General features: G+C 68.0%; 16 protein-coding genes and 2 tRNA genes. 4 read left to right on the top strand and 14 right to left on the bottom strand.

Annotated features, from left to right (window positions below):
* Nucleotides 1–2: 2 nt before the first annotated feature.
* Genes rplU through U5K29_00170 form a run of 4 tightly spaced genes read right to left on the bottom strand, consistent with a single transcriptional unit; the run spans nucleotide 3 to nucleotide 5,047 of the window.
* Nucleotides 3–311 (bottom strand): 50S ribosomal protein L21, encoded by a 309-nt coding sequence (gene rplU, locus U5K29_00185; protein ID MDZ7676954.1) that lies wholly within the window; start codon nucleotides 309–311, stop codon nucleotides 3–5.
* A 45-nt stretch (nucleotides 312–356) separates the two neighbouring features.
* Nucleotides 357–2,357 carry an Rne/Rng family ribonuclease gene (locus U5K29_00180; protein MDZ7676953.1) on the bottom strand — a complete coding sequence of 667 codons (2,001 nt, stop codon included), beginning with the start codon at nucleotides 2,355–2,357 and terminating at the stop codon, nucleotides 357–359.
* 15 nt (nucleotides 2,358–2,372) lie between these two features.
* Nucleotides 2,373–3,086, bottom strand: a complete 714-nt coding sequence (locus tag U5K29_00175; protein MDZ7676952.1) for a TIGR03936 family radical SAM-associated protein — start codon at nucleotides 3,084–3,086, stop codon at nucleotides 2,373–2,375.
* Nucleotides 3,083–5,047 (bottom strand): TIGR03960 family B12-binding radical SAM protein, encoded by a 1,965-nt coding sequence (locus tag U5K29_00170; protein MDZ7676951.1) that lies wholly within the window; start codon nucleotides 5,045–5,047, stop codon nucleotides 3,083–3,085. Before U5K29_00170 ends, U5K29_00175 begins: the two co-directional genes overlap by 4 nt.
* A gap of 67 nt (nucleotides 5,048–5,114) precedes the next feature.
* Here U5K29_00170 and U5K29_00165 point away from each other — a divergent pair, with 67 nt between their 5' ends.
* Entirely contained in the window at nucleotides 5,115–5,603 is a 489-nt protein-coding gene (locus tag U5K29_00165) for an SRPBCC family protein (GenBank protein ID MDZ7676950.1), read from the top strand.
* Nucleotides 5,604–5,624: 21 nt separating this feature from the next.
* On the opposite strand, the gene rodA is transcribed toward U5K29_00165, so the two are convergent.
* From rodA to tig, 10 genes are all read right to left on the bottom strand, one after another.
* Nucleotides 5,625–6,767, bottom strand: coding sequence for a rod shape-determining protein RodA (gene rodA, locus U5K29_00160; protein ID MDZ7676949.1), 1,143 nt, complete (start codon nucleotides 6,765–6,767; stop codon nucleotides 5,625–5,627).
* Nucleotides 6,767–8,782 carry a penicillin-binding protein 2 gene (gene mrdA, locus U5K29_00155; protein MDZ7676948.1) on the bottom strand — a complete coding sequence of 672 codons (2,016 nt, stop codon included), beginning with the start codon at nucleotides 8,780–8,782 and terminating at the stop codon, nucleotides 6,767–6,769. Before mrdA ends, rodA begins: the two co-directional genes overlap by 1 nt.
* Nucleotides 8,783–8,840: 58 nt before the next feature.
* A complete protein-coding gene (gene mreD / locus U5K29_00150; GenBank protein MDZ7676947.1) occupies nucleotides 8,841–9,350 on the bottom strand; it encodes a rod shape-determining protein MreD in 510 nt (169 codons plus the stop codon).
* An 8-nt stretch (nucleotides 9,351–9,358) separates the two neighbouring features.
* Nucleotides 9,359–10,228 (bottom strand): rod shape-determining protein MreC, encoded by an 870-nt coding sequence (gene mreC / locus U5K29_00145; protein MDZ7676946.1) that lies wholly within the window; start codon nucleotides 10,226–10,228, stop codon nucleotides 9,359–9,361.
* Between the two features lie 16 nt (nucleotides 10,229–10,244).
* Nucleotides 10,245–11,282: a rod shape-determining protein gene (locus U5K29_00140; GenBank protein MDZ7676945.1), complete on the bottom strand. Its 1,038-nt coding sequence runs from the start codon at nucleotides 11,280–11,282 to the stop codon at nucleotides 10,245–10,247.
* A 124-nt stretch (nucleotides 11,283–11,406) separates the two neighbouring features.
* A complete protein-coding gene (ndk, locus tag U5K29_00135) occupies nucleotides 11,407–11,817 on the bottom strand; it encodes a nucleoside-diphosphate kinase (protein MDZ7676944.1) in 411 nt (136 codons plus the stop codon).
* Between the two features lie 47 nt (nucleotides 11,818–11,864).
* Nucleotides 11,865–13,193, bottom strand: coding sequence for a Mur ligase family protein (locus U5K29_00130; GenBank protein MDZ7676943.1), 1,329 nt, complete (start codon nucleotides 13,191–13,193; stop codon nucleotides 11,865–11,867).
* Nucleotides 13,194–13,213: 20 nt separating this feature from the next.
* On the bottom strand, nucleotides 13,214–14,494 hold the full coding sequence (gene clpX, locus U5K29_00125; protein ID MDZ7676942.1) for an ATP-dependent Clp protease ATP-binding subunit ClpX: 1,281 nt from the start codon (nucleotides 14,492–14,494) through the stop codon (nucleotides 13,214–13,216).
* A gap of 30 nt (nucleotides 14,495–14,524) precedes the next feature.
* Entirely contained in the window at nucleotides 14,525–15,154 is a 630-nt protein-coding gene (locus U5K29_00120) for an ATP-dependent Clp protease proteolytic subunit (GenBank protein ID MDZ7676941.1), read from the bottom strand.
* Nucleotides 15,151–16,563, bottom strand: a complete 1,413-nt coding sequence (gene tig, locus U5K29_00115) for a trigger factor (protein ID MDZ7676940.1) — start codon at nucleotides 16,561–16,563, stop codon at nucleotides 15,151–15,153. The genes U5K29_00120 and tig overlap by 4 nt, the downstream gene beginning before the upstream one ends.
* Nucleotides 16,564–16,656: 93 nt before the next feature.
* On the opposite strand from tig, the gene U5K29_00110 reads away from it, so the two are divergent.
* The 3 genes from U5K29_00110 (at nucleotide 16,657) to ugpC (ending at nucleotide 18,428) form a co-directional block, all read left to right on the top strand.
* Nucleotides 16,657–16,733: transfer RNA gene (locus U5K29_00110), tRNA-Pro, on the top strand.
* Between the two features lie 27 nt (nucleotides 16,734–16,760).
* Nucleotides 16,761–16,835: transfer RNA gene (locus tag U5K29_00105), tRNA-Gly, on the top strand.
* A 375-nt stretch (nucleotides 16,836–17,210) separates the two neighbouring features.
* A complete protein-coding gene (gene ugpC, locus U5K29_00100) occupies nucleotides 17,211–18,428 on the top strand; it encodes a sn-glycerol-3-phosphate ABC transporter ATP-binding protein UgpC (GenBank protein MDZ7676939.1) in 1,218 nt (405 codons plus the stop codon).
* The last annotated feature ends 51 nt before the right edge of the window (nucleotides 18,429–18,479 follow it).

Below are 18,479 nucleotides of genomic sequence, written 5' to 3'. Positions count from 1 at the left end.
GCTCAGCCCTTGGTGATCTTGGTGATCTCGATGGTGTCGTACTGCTGGCGGTGGCCCCACCGCCGGCTGCTGTTGGTCTTGTTCTTGTAGGTGAAGCCCGTGATCTTGGGGCCCTTGGCGTCGCCTACGACCTTGGCCGAGACGTTGGCCTTGGAGAGTTGATCGGGCGTGGACAGCACCGTGTCGCCGTCGACGAGCAGCACCGGCGCGAGCGATACGTCGCCCTCACCCGCACCCAAGCGCTCGATATCGAGCGTCTGTCCCTGTTCGACCCGGTACTGCTTGCCACCGGTCTTGATGACTGCATACATAGGGATGCGACTCTATCGCGGCGCGGGTACCGCACGCTATTCGGGTCACTCCTCGAGCAGGTCGGTGTTGACGACCAGGGCCCGTCCCTCGCACTCGGGGCAGCGGATGGTGAGCGACTCGAGCAGTCCCTCGCCGATGCGTTTGCGGGTCATCTCGACCAGTCCCAGATCGGAGATCTCGAACACCTGGGTTCGGGTCTTGTCGCGGGCCAGCGCGTCGCGGAAGACCCTGGTGACCTCCTCGCGGTTGGCCTTGATCTCCATGTCGACGAAGTCGATCACGATGATGCCGCCGATGTCGCGCAGCCGGAGCTGGCGGGCGATCTCCTCGGCCGCTTCCAGGTTGTTGCGGTAGACGGTCTCTTCGAGGTTCGACTTGCCGACGTTCTTGCCGGTGTTCACGTCGATGACGGTGAGCGCCTCGGTGTGCTCGATGATGAGCGAGCCGCCCGACGGCAACCACACCTTGCGGTCGATCGCCTTGTGGATCTGCTCGTGGACGTGGTGCTTCTCGAACAGCGGCAGCTTCTCGGCCTCGGGGTCGTAGTAGTCGACCCGGTCGGCCAGAGCCGGACTGATGGCGGCCACGTAGTCACGGACCTCTTCGAACAGCTCTCGGTCGTCGATGACCACCGACCGGTACTCCTTGTTGAACTCCTCGCGGATGACCCGCACGGCCATGTCGGGTTCGCGGTAGAGCAGCGCCGGCGCCTTGGACGACGACGCCAGCTTCTCGATCTGCTGCCACTGGCTGGACAGGCGTCCGACGTCGCGCTCGATCTCCTCGGCGGTGACGTTCTCGGCAGCGGTGCGCACGATGATCCCGTGCCCCGCCGGCTTGACCCGGTCGAGAATCGAGCGGAGGCGCTTGCGCTCGTTGTCGGGCAGTCGCTTGGAGATGCCGTAGGTGGTGCTGTTGGGAATGAGGACCACGAACCGGCCGGGCAGCGACACCTCTTGGGTGAGGCGGGCGCCCTTGTGGGCGATGGGGTTCTTGGTGACCTGGCAGATGATGGTCTGGCGGGCCTTGAGCATCTGCTCGATGCGGGGCTGGTCACCCTTGGTCTCGATGTCGTCGGGGTCGTACTGCACGTCGCCTCGGTAGAGCACGGCGTTCTTCGGAGTGCCGATGTCGATGAAGGCGGCCTCCATGCCCGGCAACACGTTCTGCACCTTGCCCAGGTAGACGTTGCCGTGGATCTGGGTCTCGTTGTCGGAGGGGCGCGACACGTAGTGCTCGATGAGGTTGCGGCCCTCGAGCACCGAGATCTGGGTGGCGTTGGGCCCCTTGGACACCGCCATGAGGTAGCGGCCGACGGGCCGACCCTTGCGCTCGCGTCCCCGCCGCCGCTTCAGGGTGGCGGCGTCGAGCTCGATGGGGTCCTCGTCGCCGAGGACCGCCTCGACGGGAGACGGTTTGGCGCCCTGTCCGCCCCCGCTGCCCTGGTTGCCCTGTCCGCCCCCGCTGCCACGGCCGCGGCCGCCACGGCGTCGCCGCCGACGGCCAGAGGACCCGGACCCAGAGCTCGATCCAGAGCCCGAACCGGAGCTGGAGGACTCGCCTCCGCCGGATCGGCCGCCGCCCTTGTTCTGCTTGGACGAGCCTGATCCCTTCGATCTCGCCGAGCTGGCCGCTTCCGGCGCCGGCCTGGTGTCGCCGATCTTGGGCTTGCGCCCCCCTCGGTCCGCCTCGTCGCCGCCACCGGATCGGTCCTCGCCGGCGAGACGCCGAGCGTCTCCCTCATCGCCGGCGTTGCCGCCGCGATCGGTGTCGTCGGAACCTTCCCCCTGGGTTCGGTTCGGTCGGTTGCGGCTCCGTCCGCCTCGAGAACCCCGGCGCCGCCGGTTCCCCGATCCCTGGCGGGAGCCTTGGCCATCGGCCGAGCGGTCGCGGCCGTCGGCGACATCGTTCGTTCGCGGTTCTGGTTCGGGGCTGGTCTTGGGATCGGGGTCGGTCTTGGCTCGCTGGGGAGGTGGTGACGGATCAGCTCCGGTCCGGCCGGAGCCGGAGGAGTCGGGTGCGCCGCTCGTAGCGGGATCGGACATCGGGATGGTCCCTTCTCATGACGCACGCTCGCCGTCGTGCTGGGCGGACGTCGCGTCGACCGGGAGCAGCTCCCGGCGCGCGCCGTCGTGTGTCGTCCATTGGTGGGTTCTGCGGACCAGGCCCTCGGAGAGCGGAGGGTCGAGCGCGGCGAGCAGCTCGGCAGGTCGCAAGGTACGTGGTTGGGTGCCCAGCTCGGCAGAGAGCCGGGCACCGGTGGGCGTCGGACCGATGATGGTGAGGTCCAACAGGTAGGGGCGGAGGTCGTCGGTGACCTCTTTACCCTTGCGCTCGCGGGTGTGCATCAGGTGGGGAGCAGCGAGCGCCCGGTCGACCGCGTCGGTGGCCTCGGCCACCGTGGTGTCGACCACGTCGATGAGCCATGAGCAACTGGTGACGGCCTGCTGGAGCGAGGGCTCGCTCCGGCTCACCTCACAGACCGCGGTGGTGTCGATGCCCTCGGGGAGGAGGGCCGAGAGCCGCCCGGGGAGAGCGGCCAGGTGGGGCGGGGGTGCCGACGGGGCCAGGTCGAGGTCGAGGTACTCACCCTCGGATTCGTAGCCGGTGGACAACGCCAACCCGAAGCTGAGCTTGGGTCGGGGGGAGAACCCCTCGGAGTAGGCGACGTCGAGCTCGGCGCGTCGCAAGGTGCGCTCCCAGATGCGGGCCAGGTCGCGGTGCCCCAGGAACCGGACCTTGCCGTGCTTGGTGAAGCGAATGCGCAACCTCATGGCGCACCCACTCCCGCGGGACGGCGAACGCCGTCGATGGTGACCGGGACGATCCCGCCGGTGGCGAGGTCCTGGCCCGTGCCCTGACTGCCACCCGCCGGCGGGGTGGCCGATGCGACGATGTGCTCGATGCCGTATCCGGTGCACGCACCACAGTCGTAGCAGGGGGTCCACCGGCAGTCCTCGAGGCCGACCTCATCGAGCGCGTCACGCCAGTCCTGCCAGAGGAAGTCGCGGTGGAGCCCGGCCGAGAGGTGGTCCCAGGGCATGACCTCGTCCTCGGTGCGGTGGCGGTGCACGTACCAGTCGACCGACAAGCCGTGGGCAGCCATGGTCTCGACCCAGAGGGTGTGGTCGAAGTACTCGGACCACTCCTGGAACGTGCCGCCGGAGCGCCACACCGCCTCGATCACCGGGCCGAGACGGCGATCGCCGCGACTCATGATGCCCTCGATGAGGGTGGCCTTGGGGTCGTGCCACTTGAGCTGCACGCCACGGGTGCGCTTGGTGGCGTCGCGCAGGAGCCCGATCTTGCGGTACAGCTCGGACACCGTGTTCTGCCCGAACCACTGGAACGGGGTGAACGGCTTGGGCACGAACCCACCGACCGACACGGTGACCGACGGGTTCTTGTGATGGGCCCGCCCCAGCTCGACGCAGTTGGTGGCCAGCTCGGCGATGCCCAGGGTGTCGGGGTCGGTCTCGGTGGGGAGACCGGTCATGAAGTAGAGCTTCATGCGCCGCCAGCCCTGGGAGTAGGCGGAGTCGACCGCACCGTAGAGGTCGTCGTTGCGGATGAGCTTGTTGATGACCTGACGCATGCGCCAGGTGCCGGCCTCGGGGGCGAAGGTGAGCCCGGTGCGACGAGCCTTCTGGATCTCGGCGGCGATGCCGACGGTGAAGGCGTCGACCCGGAGGCTGGGCAGCGACACCGACACCTGGCCGCAGTTGGAGGGGTCGTTGACGGTGTCGGCGACCACCTTGTCGATGCCGCTGAAGTCGGCGGTGGACAAGCTGGTGAGGGCGACCTCGTCGTAGCCGGTGCGGCGCAGTCCGCCCTGGACCATGTCGCGGACCTGGTCGGCGGGACGCTCGCGCACCGGACGGGTGATCATGCCCGCCTGGCAGAAGCGACAGCCGCGGGTGCATCCTCGGAAGACCTCGACGTTGAGCCGGTCGTGGACGACCTCGGTGAGCGGCACCAACTGGTGCTTGGGATAGGGCCACTCGCCCAAGTCGGCGATGGTGCGCTTCTCGACCACCTCGGGCACGTCGGGGTGCTTGGGGAAGACCCCCACCAGGTGCTCGCCGTCGAACTCGGCCTCGTACAGCGACGGTACGTAGACGCCGGGAACCTGGGCCAGCGCCCGCAGGACATGCTCGCGCGACCCGTCGGTTCGGCCCGACGACTTCCATTCGCGGACGATGTCGGTGATCTCGCTGACGACCTCCTCGCCGTCGCCGAGGACCACCAGGTCGACGAAGTCGGCGAGCGGTTCGGGGTTGTAGGTGCAGTGTCCACCGAGGACCACCAGCGGGTGCTCGGGACGTCGGTCGGTGGCGCGCACCGGCACGCCGGCGAGGTCGATGCAGTTGAGGACGTTGGTGTAGACGAGCTCGGCGGAGAGGTTGAACGCCAGCAGGTCGAACTCCGCTGCCGGACGGTGGGTGTCGACCGAGAACAGCGGCAGACCGTGGCGACGAAGCTCGCCCTCGAGGTCGACCCAGGGAGCGTAGGAGCGCTCCGCCCAGGCGTCGTCGCGCTCGTTGACGATCTCGTAGAGGATCTGCAGCCCCTGGTTGGGCAGGCCGATCTCGTAGGTGTCGGGATAGGTGAACAGCCATCCGACCTGACCGGCGCGTGGGTGCGGATGCAGCGATCCGTCCTCGCAACCGATGTAGCGGGCAGGCTTCTGCACCTTGGATAGCAGCGGTTCGAGCTGTGTCCACAGGGTGCTCATCCCTGGCCATCCTACCTGATGAACCTTACGCTTCTGGTACCGCGCCGTCACCTGGCAGGATGCAGGCATGACGAACACCGAGCGATTCGAGGTGCAGCGCACCATCGCGGCGCCGCCCGCCGAGGTCTTCCGCGTGCTCGCCGACCCCCAGGGTCACGTGGCCATCGATGCGTCGGGGATGCTCATGGACGCCACCGGCGACCCCGTCACCGCGGTCGGCGACACCTTCGTGGTGCACATGGACCGCGAGGCACTCAACGACTATCCGCTCGGCCGCTACGACGTGACCGTGGAGATCACCGCCTTCGAACAAGACCACGAGATCGCCTGGACGATCACCGGCCAGATCAAGCCCCAGATCGGCCACATCTACGGCTACCGGCTCGAACCGATCGAGGGCGGCACCCTGGTCACCTCGTACTACGACTGGTCGAACATCGACCCGAAGTGGCGAGAAGCCGACATCTTCCCCGTCATCTCCGAGGCCGCGCTGAGAGCCACGCTCGGAATCCTGGCCCGCACCGTCGTTCGAGGCGGCGTCCACCCATCCGCCTGACCTGGTCGGGTCCGAACAGGCTCAGCTGAACCGCCGCATGTGGACGTTGACGACCAGGCCGGCCATGGCGAACATCATGAGGATCGACGATCCGCCATAGGACATGAACGGCAGGGCGATGCCGGTGACGGGCATGATCCCCATGGTCATGCCCACGTTCTCGAAGATCTGGAAGAGCACCACGGCGAACACCCCGACACACACGAGCGTGCCGTACAGGTCACGCGACAGCTGGGCCGCCCGCAGCATCCGCCACAGCAACGCCCCGTAGAGCAGGAGCAGGGTCGAGGCACCGAGGAAACCCAGCTCCTCGGCCACCGCGGTGAAGATGAAGTCGGTCTCCTGGGCCGGCACGTAGCCGTTCGCGGTCTGGCCACCCTGCAGCAGACCCTCGCCGGTCACTCCGCCGTTGGCGATGGCGATCTGGGACTGCTCGACGTTGTACCGCTCGGCGATGTCGGATGCCTCGGGGTTGACGAACACCATCAGGCGCTCGCGCTGGTACTCCTCGAGCACCGGCGAGGTGACGAGCAGCGTGCCGCCCACCACCGCCAGCACCAGCAGCACCAGCATCTGCTTGCCCGGCACCCCGGCCGCCAGCAGCACCGCCAGGGTGATGGCACCGAACACCATGGCCGTTCCCAGGTCGGGTTGGGTCACGATGAACAGCACGGGGACCGCGACCAGCCCGAGCGCCGACAGCGTGCGCTTCCAGGTGCGGTCCTCGGCGTCGGCGGTCAGGTAGCCGGCCAGCGCCACGATGACCGCCAGCTTGACGAACTCCGACGGCTGCGCCTGCAGCCCACCGAGCTCGAACCCCCGCTGGGCGCCGCGCGCTTCGGACCCGAAGAGCGCCACCATGATCAGCGACACCACGGCAGCGCCGTAGAGGATCCCCCACCACTCGCCGATCTTGCGGTAGTCGATCGAGGCGACCGCGGCCAGGACGCCCCAGCCGACCACGATGTAGAAGCCCTGGCGGACCATGAAGAAGGTGTCGTCGGTGGTGGTGCGGGGACCGTGGGTGGCGGCCAGCACGGTGACCACGCTCAGGATCGACAGCGCGGCCAGCACCACGACGAACACACCGTCGATGTGCTGCCACGGTGACGTGGATGCCCGGCTGAGGCGCCGCCGACCTGGGGGCGATGCGGTGATGGCCATCAGTCGAGCGCGCTGCCCACGTCGATGTCGGGCCGCTCGTCGTCGACGGTCTCGCCCCGGAGGGGAGCGGGGGTGAGTGCCACACCCTGGAGGTCGCGTTCGGCCAGCGGCTCGAGGATGCGCCGGGCCACCGGAGCCGCCACTCTCGACCCGAACCCGGCCTCTTCGACGACGACGGCCACCGCGTAGCGCGGAGCAGGGGCGGGGGCCCAGGCTGCGAACAACGACGTGTCGCGGCGGTCGCCTCCCACCTGGGCGGTGCCGGTCTTGCCGGCGACCGGGAACCCGCTGTGGGGGAACCCGGCGAAGACCGACGACGCAGTGCCCTCGGATCCCTGGGTGACCCGGACCAGCCCATCGGTGATGACCTGCTGGATCGACGGGTCGAGATCGACCTCGTTGGCCACCCGGGGGGCGTTGGACCTCAGCACCTCACCGGTGAGCGGGTCGATGATCTCGAGCACCACGTTCGGTTGATGCAACGTGCCCCCGTTGCCGAAGGTGCCGTAGGCGTTCGCCAGCTGCAGCGGGGTCACACCGATATCGGCCTGACCGATCGCCATGTTGACGTTGTCGCCCGGGAACCAGGTTCCGTAGGGGAAGGCCTCGGGGTTCTCCTCGTGGCGACTGGCCTTGAGGTCGGGATCGGGCAGCAGGCCCGGGTGGTCGAGTGGCAGCGCGACGCCGGTGCGCTGACCGAGCCCGAGCTCGGCGGCGAAGTCCTGGATGGGCCGTTCGCCGTAGACGTTGCGCTGTCTCCAGAAGTCCTCGCCCACGCGGTAGAAGTACACGTTGGAGGAGACCTCGAACGCCCGGAGCAGATCGACCCGGCCGTGGGGCTGGCGGCCGGCGTTGTAGAACGTGCAGCGGTCTTCGCAGTCCTGCAACCGGTAGTAACCGGGGTCGTCGATGGCGAACCCCGGCGAGCGCAGGCCCGAGGCGACCGCCGCGTAGCCGGTGAAGAGCTTGAACGTCGAACCGACCTGGGAGGGGTTGCGAACGGCACGGTTGGTGAGCGGGCTGTAGTGCTCGCGGCTGCTCAACTCCTCGTAGCGGGCCTGCGACACACCTGAGGTGAGCTCGTTGGGGTCGAACGCGGGTGCCGACGCCATGGCGAGCAGCTCGCCGTTGCGGGGATCGACCACCACCGCCGAGCCGGCAGGAGCAGGTGGAGCGGCGCGTCCGCCCTGGGTGCGGGTGCGGGCCAGCGCCATCTCCTCGTGCAGTGACCGCTCGACCACGCCCTGCAGATCGATGTCGAGCGCCAGTCGCACGTCGGCTCCAGGCTCGGGTTCGACCCGCTCGCGGATCCCGACGACTCGCCCCACCGAGTCGACCTCGAACACGATTCGGCCCGGAGTGCCCCGGAGGAACTCCTCGAAGATCTGCTCGACCCCCGCCTTGCCGATCGAATCGCCACCCCGATAGGGCTTGGGCGAGTCGCGCACCTGCATGAGCTCCTCGCCGTTGATCTCGCCCACGTACCCCACCACGTGGGCCGCCAGCGTCCCGTAGGGGTAGTCGCGCCGCCACGAGGGACGCACCGCGACCCCCGGCATCATCGCCGTGCGCTCGTTGATGGTGATCCACAGGTCGGGATCCACGTCCTCGGCCACGACCACCGGCTGGTGCGGCTCACCCTGCCAGCTGTCGATCCGTTGCTCGAGCTCGTCGACGGTGACCGGTGTGCCGCTGCGGGACAGCTCGGTCGAGAGCATCTGGAGGGTCTCGGCCCGCTGACCGGGCTCGTCGCGTTCGGCGGCGGCGACCGCCTCGAGGTCGACGACGACCTCCATCGACTCGCGGTTGTCGGCGAGGACCTTGCCGTCACGATCGAGGATCCGGCCCCGCGGACCTTCGACCACGATGGTGCGCGTCCGGTTCGTCTCGGCTTGGGCCGAGTACTCGGGGGCCGCCATCACCTGCAGGAACCACAGCCGGGAGACCAGGGCGGTGAACAGTGCGATGGCGACGATGGCGAGGATGCTGAGGCGCAGGGGCTGGGAGTCGTTCATGGCCGCGCACCAGTCCAGCAGATCGCCCCGGTGTGCGTGGGGCGGGCTCCGCTGCGGTTCACGCGAGGTGCCTCACCCGTCGGTGGGGATCCTCGACCGCCCACCGGACGACGGGGAACACGACCCAGATGGTCGCCAACGCCACCATGGCGTTGGCCGCCGCGATGCGCATCAGCGGCGCGTCGAGCAGGTGGCTCTGACCGAACAGGGCTCCGACGACCGCCCACAGCAACACCGAGACCGGAGCGACGACCACGGCGAGCGCGACCACCGCCAGACGCGAGCTGCGAAGCAGGTTGGTGGCCACGATCCCCGACACGTAGCCGACCCCGGTGAACACCAGCGCGGTGAGCCCGAGCGGGGTGGTCAGCACCAGGTCGACCGCCAACCCCGCGACGAAGCCGACCACCGCACCTCGCTCGCGTCCGAGCGTGAACCCCGACGCCACCGCGATGACGACCATGACGTCGCCGGTGGCCCCGAACAGCTCGATGCGGTTGAGGACCGCGAGTTGGACCACGAGCGCGACGAAGAGGACCACCCCCACCCGCACCGGGACAGGGACCATCTCCGTCATCAGCTGGGCGACCAGAGCAAGACGGTGATGAAGGTGAGCGCATCGAGGTCGGCCGCCAGCTCCACCGCCTGTCGCTGGCTCACCACGGCATCGAGCTCGGGCAGTTCGCCCTCACCGGTCTCGTCATCGTCGGGCGCCTCGCCGGTCAGGGGACCGACCCTGCCCACCGGGATGTCGGGCGGATACAGGCTTCGGTCGAGCCCGCTGGTCTGCAGCTGGGCGCCGTCGGCCAGGACGAGGGAACCGGACACGACCAGCTCGGGTTCGGCGCCACGTCCCTGCCCCTCGACCAGACCGGGGGCCCCGGAGGGGATGAGCCGGACCCCGACGCTCATCCTCGGGTCGGTGAGCAACTGGATCACAGCCTCGTCTGGGGTCACCCGGTGGACCCGTCCCACCAGGCCGGCTCCGGTCACCGCGGGCATTCCGACCTCGATGCCATCACTGCTGCCCTTGTCGATGGTGACGGTCTCCTCGAAGTTGCTGACCGGACCGCTGACGACCCGGCCGAGGACGTTGGGGATGTCCCCGGCGAAGGTCAGGTCCGATTGGGTGTAGACCTGCTCGAGCACCTCACGGGCGGTCGTCTCGCGGAACTCCTGTCCCCGCAGCTCGGCCAGCTCTGCCCGCAGCCGGGCGTTCTCGTCCTCGAGCTCGCGATGGTTCCAGATGCCGTCCCACGCCGACCGTGCCGGACTCGTGGTCCAGTCGAGCGCGCTCCGGAACGGCGACAGCACGGTGAGGGCCGCGCCTCGGGCGGTCTCGACCGGACCGAAGCCACGCGCGTCGAGGGTGACGAGGGTGATCGCCGTGAGCACCAACAGGGCGAGGATGAACCGGGGGCGACCGCCGCGCTGAAGCGACAACACGTCGGCGCGAAGGCGACTAGTGGTTGCCCGACGAGAACAGGATGTCCTTCAGCGCGTCGAACTCCTCGAGCGACTGGCCCGCGCCCATGGCCACCGCGTAGAGCGGGTTCGCGCACACCTTGATGGGCATACCGGTCTCGTTGGCCAACCGCTGGTCGAGCCCGTTCAACAGCGCGCCACCACCGGCGAGGGTGATGCCCTCTTCCATGATGTCGGCCGCCAACTCGGGCGGGGTCTTGTCGAGGGTGACCTTCACGGCGTCCACGATGGCAGACACCGGCTCTTCGAGGGCGTCGCGCAGCTCCTCGGTGGAGGTGACGATGGTCCTGGGGAGTCCGGTGACCAGATCGCGGCCCCTGATCTCGGCGTAGAGCTCCTCGCGGAGGGGCCATGCCGATCCGAGCTGGATCTTGACCTCCTCGGCGGTGCGCTCGCCCAGCGCCACCGAGTGCTCCTTCTTGACAAAGGCCATGATGGCGAGGTCGAGCTCGTCGCCACCCACGCGGACCGACTGGCTGGCCACGATGCCGCCGAGGGAGATGACCGCCACCTCGGTGGTGCCGCCTCCGATGTCGACGATCATGTTGCCCGTGGGATCCTGCACCGGCAGGCCCGCACCGATGGCTGCGGCCATGGGCTCTTCGATGATGTGGGCCGGCTTGCGGGCACCGGCGTACTCGGCGGCTTCCTGCACGGCACGCTGTTCGACACCGGTGATTCCCGACGGCACGGCGATGATCATGCGCGGCTTGGAGAACTTGCGCTGGTGCACCTTGTGCAGGAAGTAGCGCAACATCTTCTCGCAGATCTCGAAGTCGGCGATGACGCCGTCCTTGAGTGGGCGGATGGCCTGGATGTGGCTCGGGGTGCGCCCGATCATCTTCTTGGCCTCGAGCCCGACCGCGAGCGGCCGGCCGTCATGGATGTTGATGGCGACCACCGACGGTTCGTTCAACACGATGCCCTGGCCACGTACGTAGACCAGGGTGTTGGCCGTGCCCAAGTCGACGGCGATGTCACGACCGACGATCCCTGAGAGCATGTTGTCGGCCATGCGGCGTGCCTCCCCCATCAGCGGGATGTGGTGGGAGCACGGCCTGTGCCGTGACAGCCCCTACTCCGGCACCAAGATTGGCCCACTCGTAACAAGAATGCAACCTTGGGCACCGAGAGGCCGGTCAACTCAGGCCCGGAAAGAAGAGTGCGATCTCTCGCGCGGCCGACTCGGGACCGTCGGATCCGTGGATGAGGTTCTCGCCCAGCTCGGTGGCGAGGTCGCCACGGATGGTGCCCGGAGCGGCATCGAGCGGGTTGGTGGCGCCCATCATGGAGCGGACCACCTGCCAGGTGTCGTCGGGCCCCTGGACCACCATGACCATCGCCGGGGAGCGGCCGATGAAGCTCACCAGGTCCTCGTAGAAGGGCTTGCCCTCGTGCTCGGCGTAGTGCGCGGCGGCGGTATCACGATCGATGGTGCGCAGGTCGGCGGCCGCGACCTGAAGGCCCTTGCGCTCGATCCGGCCGATGATCTCTCCGACCAGACCCCGCTCGACGGCGTCGGGCTTGCAGATGACGAGAGTGCGGTTCATGGCCGGAACGGTAGGCGACCGAGGTTCGGTGGGTCGAAACCGCGGACCTACAGGAGCTCTTCGTCGGCCTTGGCCAGCGCCGCTTCGGCCGCCCGGGTGTACTCGGCCCTGACCTCGCCGACGACGTAGATGGACCCTGCCACCACGATGAGGTCCTCCTCGTCGGCCAGCGCCACGGTGCGCGCCACCGCCTCGACGGGATCGGGGACGATCTCGACCGCCACTCCGGCACCCTCGACGACCGGTGCCAGCTCGGCGGCCGAGCGGGCCCGGGGGGAGTCGGGACTGCACACCACGACGAGGTCGAACGAGTTGACCTCGAGGGCGGCCAGCATCTCGGAGGGATCCTGCTGGGCGAGGCAGCCGAACACCAGGTACCGGCTGCCGATGACCGAGAAGCTCTCGGCCAGCGCACCCGCCAGCGAAGCCGCGCCATCGGGGTTGTGGGCACAGTCGAGCAGCACCGACGGGCTGTGAGCGACCGCTTCGAGCCGGCCCGGGATGGTGAGGTTGGCAAAAGCCTCGGTGACCAGGTCGGGGTCGAGCGACCGATCGAAGAAGGCTTCGACCGCGGTCACCGCGCAGGCAGCGTTGTCGGCCTGGTGCGCTCCGTGGACGGGGACGAACAGCTCGTCGTAACGCCCGTGCGGCGTGCGGAGATCGACCAACCGACCTCCGACCGCCAACTGGTTCGACACCGTCTCGAAGTCCTCGCCACGGACCCACAGCCGGGCTGCACCCGCCGCCTCGAAGATGGGCCGCAGCTCGGGATCGGCTTCGCCCAGCACGAAGGTGCTGGACGGGGTGACGATGCCCGCCTTCTCCTCGGCGACGGCGGCGCGCCACCCGATGGCGCCGTCGGTGTGGTCGGCGGCGACGCGGGTCAGGACGGCGACGTCGGCGTCGGCGATGTTGGTGCAGTCGTAGCGACCGAGCAGGCCGACCTCGAGCACTGCGACGTCGATGGCCACGTCGGCGAAGTGGGCGAAGGCGGCCGTGGTGAGGATCTCGAAGTGCGACGGCGGGCCGTCGATGAGTGACTCGATCGTGGCGACCGAGCTGATGGCGGCGGCCAGCTCATCGTCGGCGATCGGCTCGAGGTCGACCGAGATGCGTTCGTTGATGCGTTCGAGGTGGGGGCTCGTGTAGGTGCCGACCTTGAGTCCGCTGGCGGCGAGCAGGTTGGTCACCATGCGGGCCGCCGACCCCTTGCCGTTGGTACCCGTGAGGTGGATGACCGGGTAGGCCTGGTGCGGGTCGCCCAGTACCCGCGCCATCTCGCGCGTGCGCTCGAGCGACGCTCCCTGCGGACGCCCGGCGTTGGCTTCGAGGTTGATGTGGCGATCGAGCCAGGCGAGGGCCTCGCGGTAGTTCACCGGCGCACCTGGGTCATCGGTCAGGAGGCGGCGCGGCGAGGCCGCTGCTGCTGCTCGCGGGGAGCCTCTCCCCTGGGCACCAGCGTGGGGTTGACCTTGTCGAGCACGACCGTGGCGTCGATGACGCACTTCTCGATGTCGTCGCGGCTGGGCAGGTCGTACATGACGTTGAGCAGCACCTCTTCGAGGATGGCCCGAAGGCCACGCGCCCCGGTACCCCGCAACAACGCCTGGTCGGCCACCGCTTCGAGGGCGTCGGTGCTGAACTCGAGCTCGACATCCTCGAGCTCGAAGAAGCGCTGGTACTGCTTGATCAGCGCGTTCTTCGGTTCGGACAGGATGCGGATCAGCGCCTCCTGGTCGAGGTTGGACACCGGGCCGATGACCGGCAACCGACCGACGAACTCGGGGATGAGCCCGAACTTGAGCAGATCCTCGGGCAGCACCTGGGCGACCAGCTCACCAAGGTCGGAGTCGTCGCGGGTGCGCAGCTCGGCACCGAAGCCCATGCCCTTCTTGCCGATGCGGTTCTCGATGATCTTCTCGATGCCGGCGAAGGCACCACCACAGATGAACAAGATGTTGGTGGTGTCGATCTGGATGAACTCTTGGTGGGGGTGCTTGCGCCCGCCCTGGGGCGGCACCGAGGCGGTGGTGCCTTCGAGGATCTTCAACAGGGCCTGCTGCACGCCCTCGCCCGAGACGTCGCGGGTGATCGAGGGGTTCTCGCTCTTGCGGGCGACCTTGTCGACCTCGTCGATGTAGATGATGCCGGTCTCGGCCTTCTTGACGTCGTAGTCGGCCGATTGGATGAGCTTGAGCAGGATGTTCTCGACGTCCTCGCCCACGTAGCCGGCCTCGGTGAGGGCGGTGGCGTCCGCGATGGCGAAGGGCACGTTGAGCATGCGGGCCAGGGTGCGAGCCATCTCGGTCTTGCCGCAGCCCGTGGGCCCGATCAACATGATGTTCGACTTGGACAGCTCGACCTCGTCGTCACGTCCGCCCGAGTGCTGCACCCGCTTGTAGTGGTTGTAGACCGCCACCGACAGGATCTTCTTGGCCAGTTCCTGTCCGATGATGTAGTCGTTGAGGAACTCGTAGATCTCTCGGGGCTTGGGAAGCTGGTCGAACGACAGGTCGGCGCCCTCGGACAGCTCTTCCTCGATGATCTCGTTGCAGAGGTCGATGCACTCGTCGCAGATGTAGACACCCGGGCCGGCGATCAGCTTCTTGACCTGTTTCTGTGACTTGCCACAGAACGAGCACTTGAGAAGCTCGCCTCCGTCTCCGAACTTGGCCACTGCTACATCCCCCGATTCGGGTCGTTCCGGCTAGGCGCTCGCAGCGCGAATCGCTCCAGTGTTGTCGACATCGGCCCTCGAGGTGAGGACCTCGTCGATGAGCCCGTACTCCTTGGCCGCGTTGGCGTCCATGACGAAGTCGCGGTCGGTGTCGGCCTGGATCTTCTCGACGGACTGGCCGGTGTGGAACGCCAGCACGTCCTCGAGTGAGCTCTTGAGGCGCAGGATCTCCTTGGCCGCCAGTTCGACATCGGAGGCCTGGCCCTGTGCCCCGGAGTAGGGCTGGTGGATGATGATCCGTGAGTGCGGGAGCGCGAGGCGCTTCCCGGGTGTCCCGGCGGCGAGCAGCACCGCGGCCGCCGACGCGGCCTGGCCCAGACAGATCGTGTTGATGTCGGCCTTGATGTAGGACATCGTGTCGTAGATGGCGAACATGGCGTTGATGTCGCCACCAGGGCTGTTGATGTAGAGGTTGATGTCCTTGTCGGGGTTCTCCGACTCGAGGAAGATCATCTCGGCGCACACCACGTTGGCGACGTCGTCGCTGATGGGGAACCCCAGGAACACGATGTGTTCGCGCAACAGCTTGCCGAACAGGCTGGAGCTGCGTTCACCCCGGTTGGTCTGCTCCCAGATCTCGGGGTTCGGGATGTAGGTCACTGCTCGTCCTCGTCGTCTGGGTCGGTGTCGTCTGGGTCGGTGTCGTCTGGGTCGGTGGCATCCTCGGTGGCCGCGGCGAGCACCGCGTCGAGCTCGGACCGATCGATGGGCTTGCCCTCCTCATCGACCACCTCGACCTGCTCGATGAGCCAATCGAGGGCCTTCTGCTTTGCCAGATCCGAGCGTATCGCCGCCAACTGGCCACTGTGCTCGAACTGTTCGCGAACCGCCTCGATCGACTCACCGACCCGCTCGGCGACGTCGGCGAACTCGGCCTCGACGTCGTCGTCGGAGACCTCGATCGCTTCTGCCTCGGCCACCCCCCGCAACGCGAGATCGACCAGCACCGCCTGGCTGGCGGTGTCGCGCAGCCCGTCGACGAAGGACTCCTGGGTCTGGCCGGTCATGGCCAGGAACTGGTCGAGCTCGATCCCTTGGGCCTGCAGCCGCATGGCCATGTCCTGGACGCGGTTCTGCATCTCCGACGACACCAGGGCCTCGGGAGGTTCGAGGTCGACCAGCTCGGCGACCGCGGCGGCGGTGTTCTCGCGGATGGCCGACTGGGCCTGGGAGGCCCGGGTCTCGACCAGTCGGTTCCGGAGGTCGGCGCGCAGCTCGTCGAGGGTCGGGAACTCCGACGCCTCGGCCGCCCACTCGTCGGTGAGCTCGGGTAGGACCTTCTCCTGGACCTCGGCGACCTCGACCACGAAGTCGATGGGACCGTGATCGGGTTCGTCCTCCTCTTCGTGGGAGTGGTCGTCGCCGGTGAAGGTGAGCGTGTCGCCGGCGGATGCTCCTCGGAGGTTCTCGTCGATCTCGGGGATGACCGATCCCTGACCCAGCTCGTAGGTGTAGCCGGTGGCGGTGAACCCCTCGAGCGGTTCGCCGTCGCGGGACCCCTCGATGTCGATGACGATGTGGTCGCCGTCCTGGGCGGGGCGGTCGACGGTGACCAGCTCGGCGTACTGCTCCCGCATGCGCTCGAGCTGGGCATCGACGTCGTCGTCGCTGGGTGTCGGTGACGGAACCTCGACCCGGAGGTTGGCGTAGCCGGCCACGTTGACCACGGGTCGGACCTCGACCACTGCGTCGAAGCTGACCGGACCGGTCTCGGCTCCGTCGGTGATCTCGATCTCGGGCGAGGCGATGACGTCGACCTCGTGGGTGGCGACCGCTTCGGCGTAGTAGCCAGGCACCGCTTCTCGGAGGGCCTCCTCGCGTGCCACCCCCGGCCCGAGGCGGGCCTCCAGGAGCTTGCGCGGGGCCTTGCCCGGCCGAAAGCCGGGCAGGCGGACCTCGCGGGCGATGCGCTTGAACGCCTCGTCCATCGCGGGTTCGAGCTCGGACTCGTCCACCTCGATCGAGAGACGGACCTTGTTCCCCTCGAGGGGTTCGACAGTGCTCTTCACAGATTGGTGAGTGTACCGGTCACCCCGACCGCCCTCGCGCGGATGCTCGTGTCCGATCGGGCCGGCGGAGCGACTACCATCGCCACGTCGGACCGGGGAGTGGCGCAGCTTGGTAGCGCACCTGCTTTGGGAGCAGGGGGTCGTCAGTTCAAATCTGGCCTCCCCGACCAGTGCCGCTCCTCCGGGAGCGGCCACCCGCGGGTGTAGTTCAACGGCCAGAACCTCAGCCTTCCAAGCTGATGATGGGGGTTCGATTCCCCCCACCCGCTCCAGTCCCCACCTCCAAGCCGCGGCCGCCAGCAGTGGACCGGCCCGAGGTTCGGGCGATCACCCCACCGGACAGCGAACCGCTCACCGGGTGCGAGGTGAGGAAGGAATCGACCGAGCGCCGAGGTCGGCCTGCGGGGTAGACGATCTCGTAGCCGTGTCCGGCTCGATCGCGCCACGATGTACTTCGACCGGGACGGGTGTTCGGTGCACCTCGATCCCGAGCCACCGACCCGCGAGCTGTGGGAGGATCTCCTCGCTCGCCCGGCCAAGCGGTGACCGGACCCGGCCCGGGACCTTTGCCTCTGTCCGTCATCGGCTCTACTAGGTAAGTATCATCATAGTGGGTCGTTCGACCCCGACCAGATGGGGAGTTGTCAGTGGCAGAGATCGTGCTCGAAGACGTCTGGAAGGTGTTCGCCGACGGAACCGAGGCGGTCCGATCCGTCGACCTCGACATCAACGACGGTGAGTTCATCGTGCTGGTCGGCCCGTCGGGCTGTGGCAAGACCACCGTGCTGCGGATGATCGCCGGCCTCGAGACCGTCACCAAGGGCGAGATCCGCATCAACGACCGCGTGGTCAACGACATGCCGCCCAAGCAGCGCGACATCGCGATGGTCTTCCAGAACTATGCGCTGTACCCGCACATGAGCGTGTTCGACAACATGGCTTTTGGTCTCAAGCTGGCCAAGGTCCCCAAGGACGAGATCGACCAGCGGGTCAACGAGGCAGCATCGATCCTCGACATGGGGGATCTGCTCGAACGAAAGCCGGCGGCGTTGTCGGGCGGTCAGCGTCAGCGGGTGGCCATGGGCCGCGCCATCGTGCGCCACCCTCAGGCCTTTCTCATGGACGAGCCCCTCTCCAACCTCGACGCCAAGCTCCGGGTCCAGATGCGCTCGGAGATCTCCCGCCTGCAGGACGAGCTCGGCGTCACCACCTTCTATGTCACCCACGACCAGGTCGAGGCCATGACCATGGGCGACCGTGTCGCGGTGATCCGCAAGGGCGACCTGCAACAGGTCGACGCACCCGAGCAGCTCTACGAGCGGCCGACCAACCTCTTCGTCGCCGGGTTCATCGGGTCGCCGGCGATGAACCTGCTCGAGGGCACCATCGAGTCCACCGGCGACGATCTCGTGGTCACGTTCGGTTCGCACGAGCTGGCGATCCCCGACGAGGTGCTGGCCGACCGACCCGCGCTCCGCCGCTACGACGGCCGCAAGGTGGTGCTCGGCATCCGGCCCGAGGACATGGAGGATGCATCCCTGGTGGCCGAAGCCCCGCCGGATCGCCGCATCGCCACCGAGGTGGTCCTGCGCGAAGCACTCGGATCCGATGTCGTGATCCACTTCGAGATCGACGCCGCACCAGCGATCACCGAGGACATCAAAGAGCTGATGGTCGACGTGAGCAAGGACGCGCTCGATCAGGTCGAACGACGCGCCGGCACCAACACCGAGATGCTGGCCCGGCTCAACCCGCGGTCCCAGGCCCGCGCCGGCGACCGCATCGAGCTGGTGGCCGACACCCACCGTCTCCACTACTTCGACTTCGACGACGGCAAGGCGATCTACCGCGATCCCACGACCTGACACCCGGCCGTGGCCACGACGGCTCCGGTCCCGATCCAAGCAGCACCCAAC

The organism is Acidimicrobiales bacterium, from assembly GCA_034521975.1.
Taxonomy (GTDB): Bacteria; Actinomycetota; Acidimicrobiia; order Acidimicrobiales; family SKKL01; genus SKKL01.
Note: the sequence above shows the minus strand (reverse complement) of the source record. Positions and strands in the feature narration are given on the sequence as shown.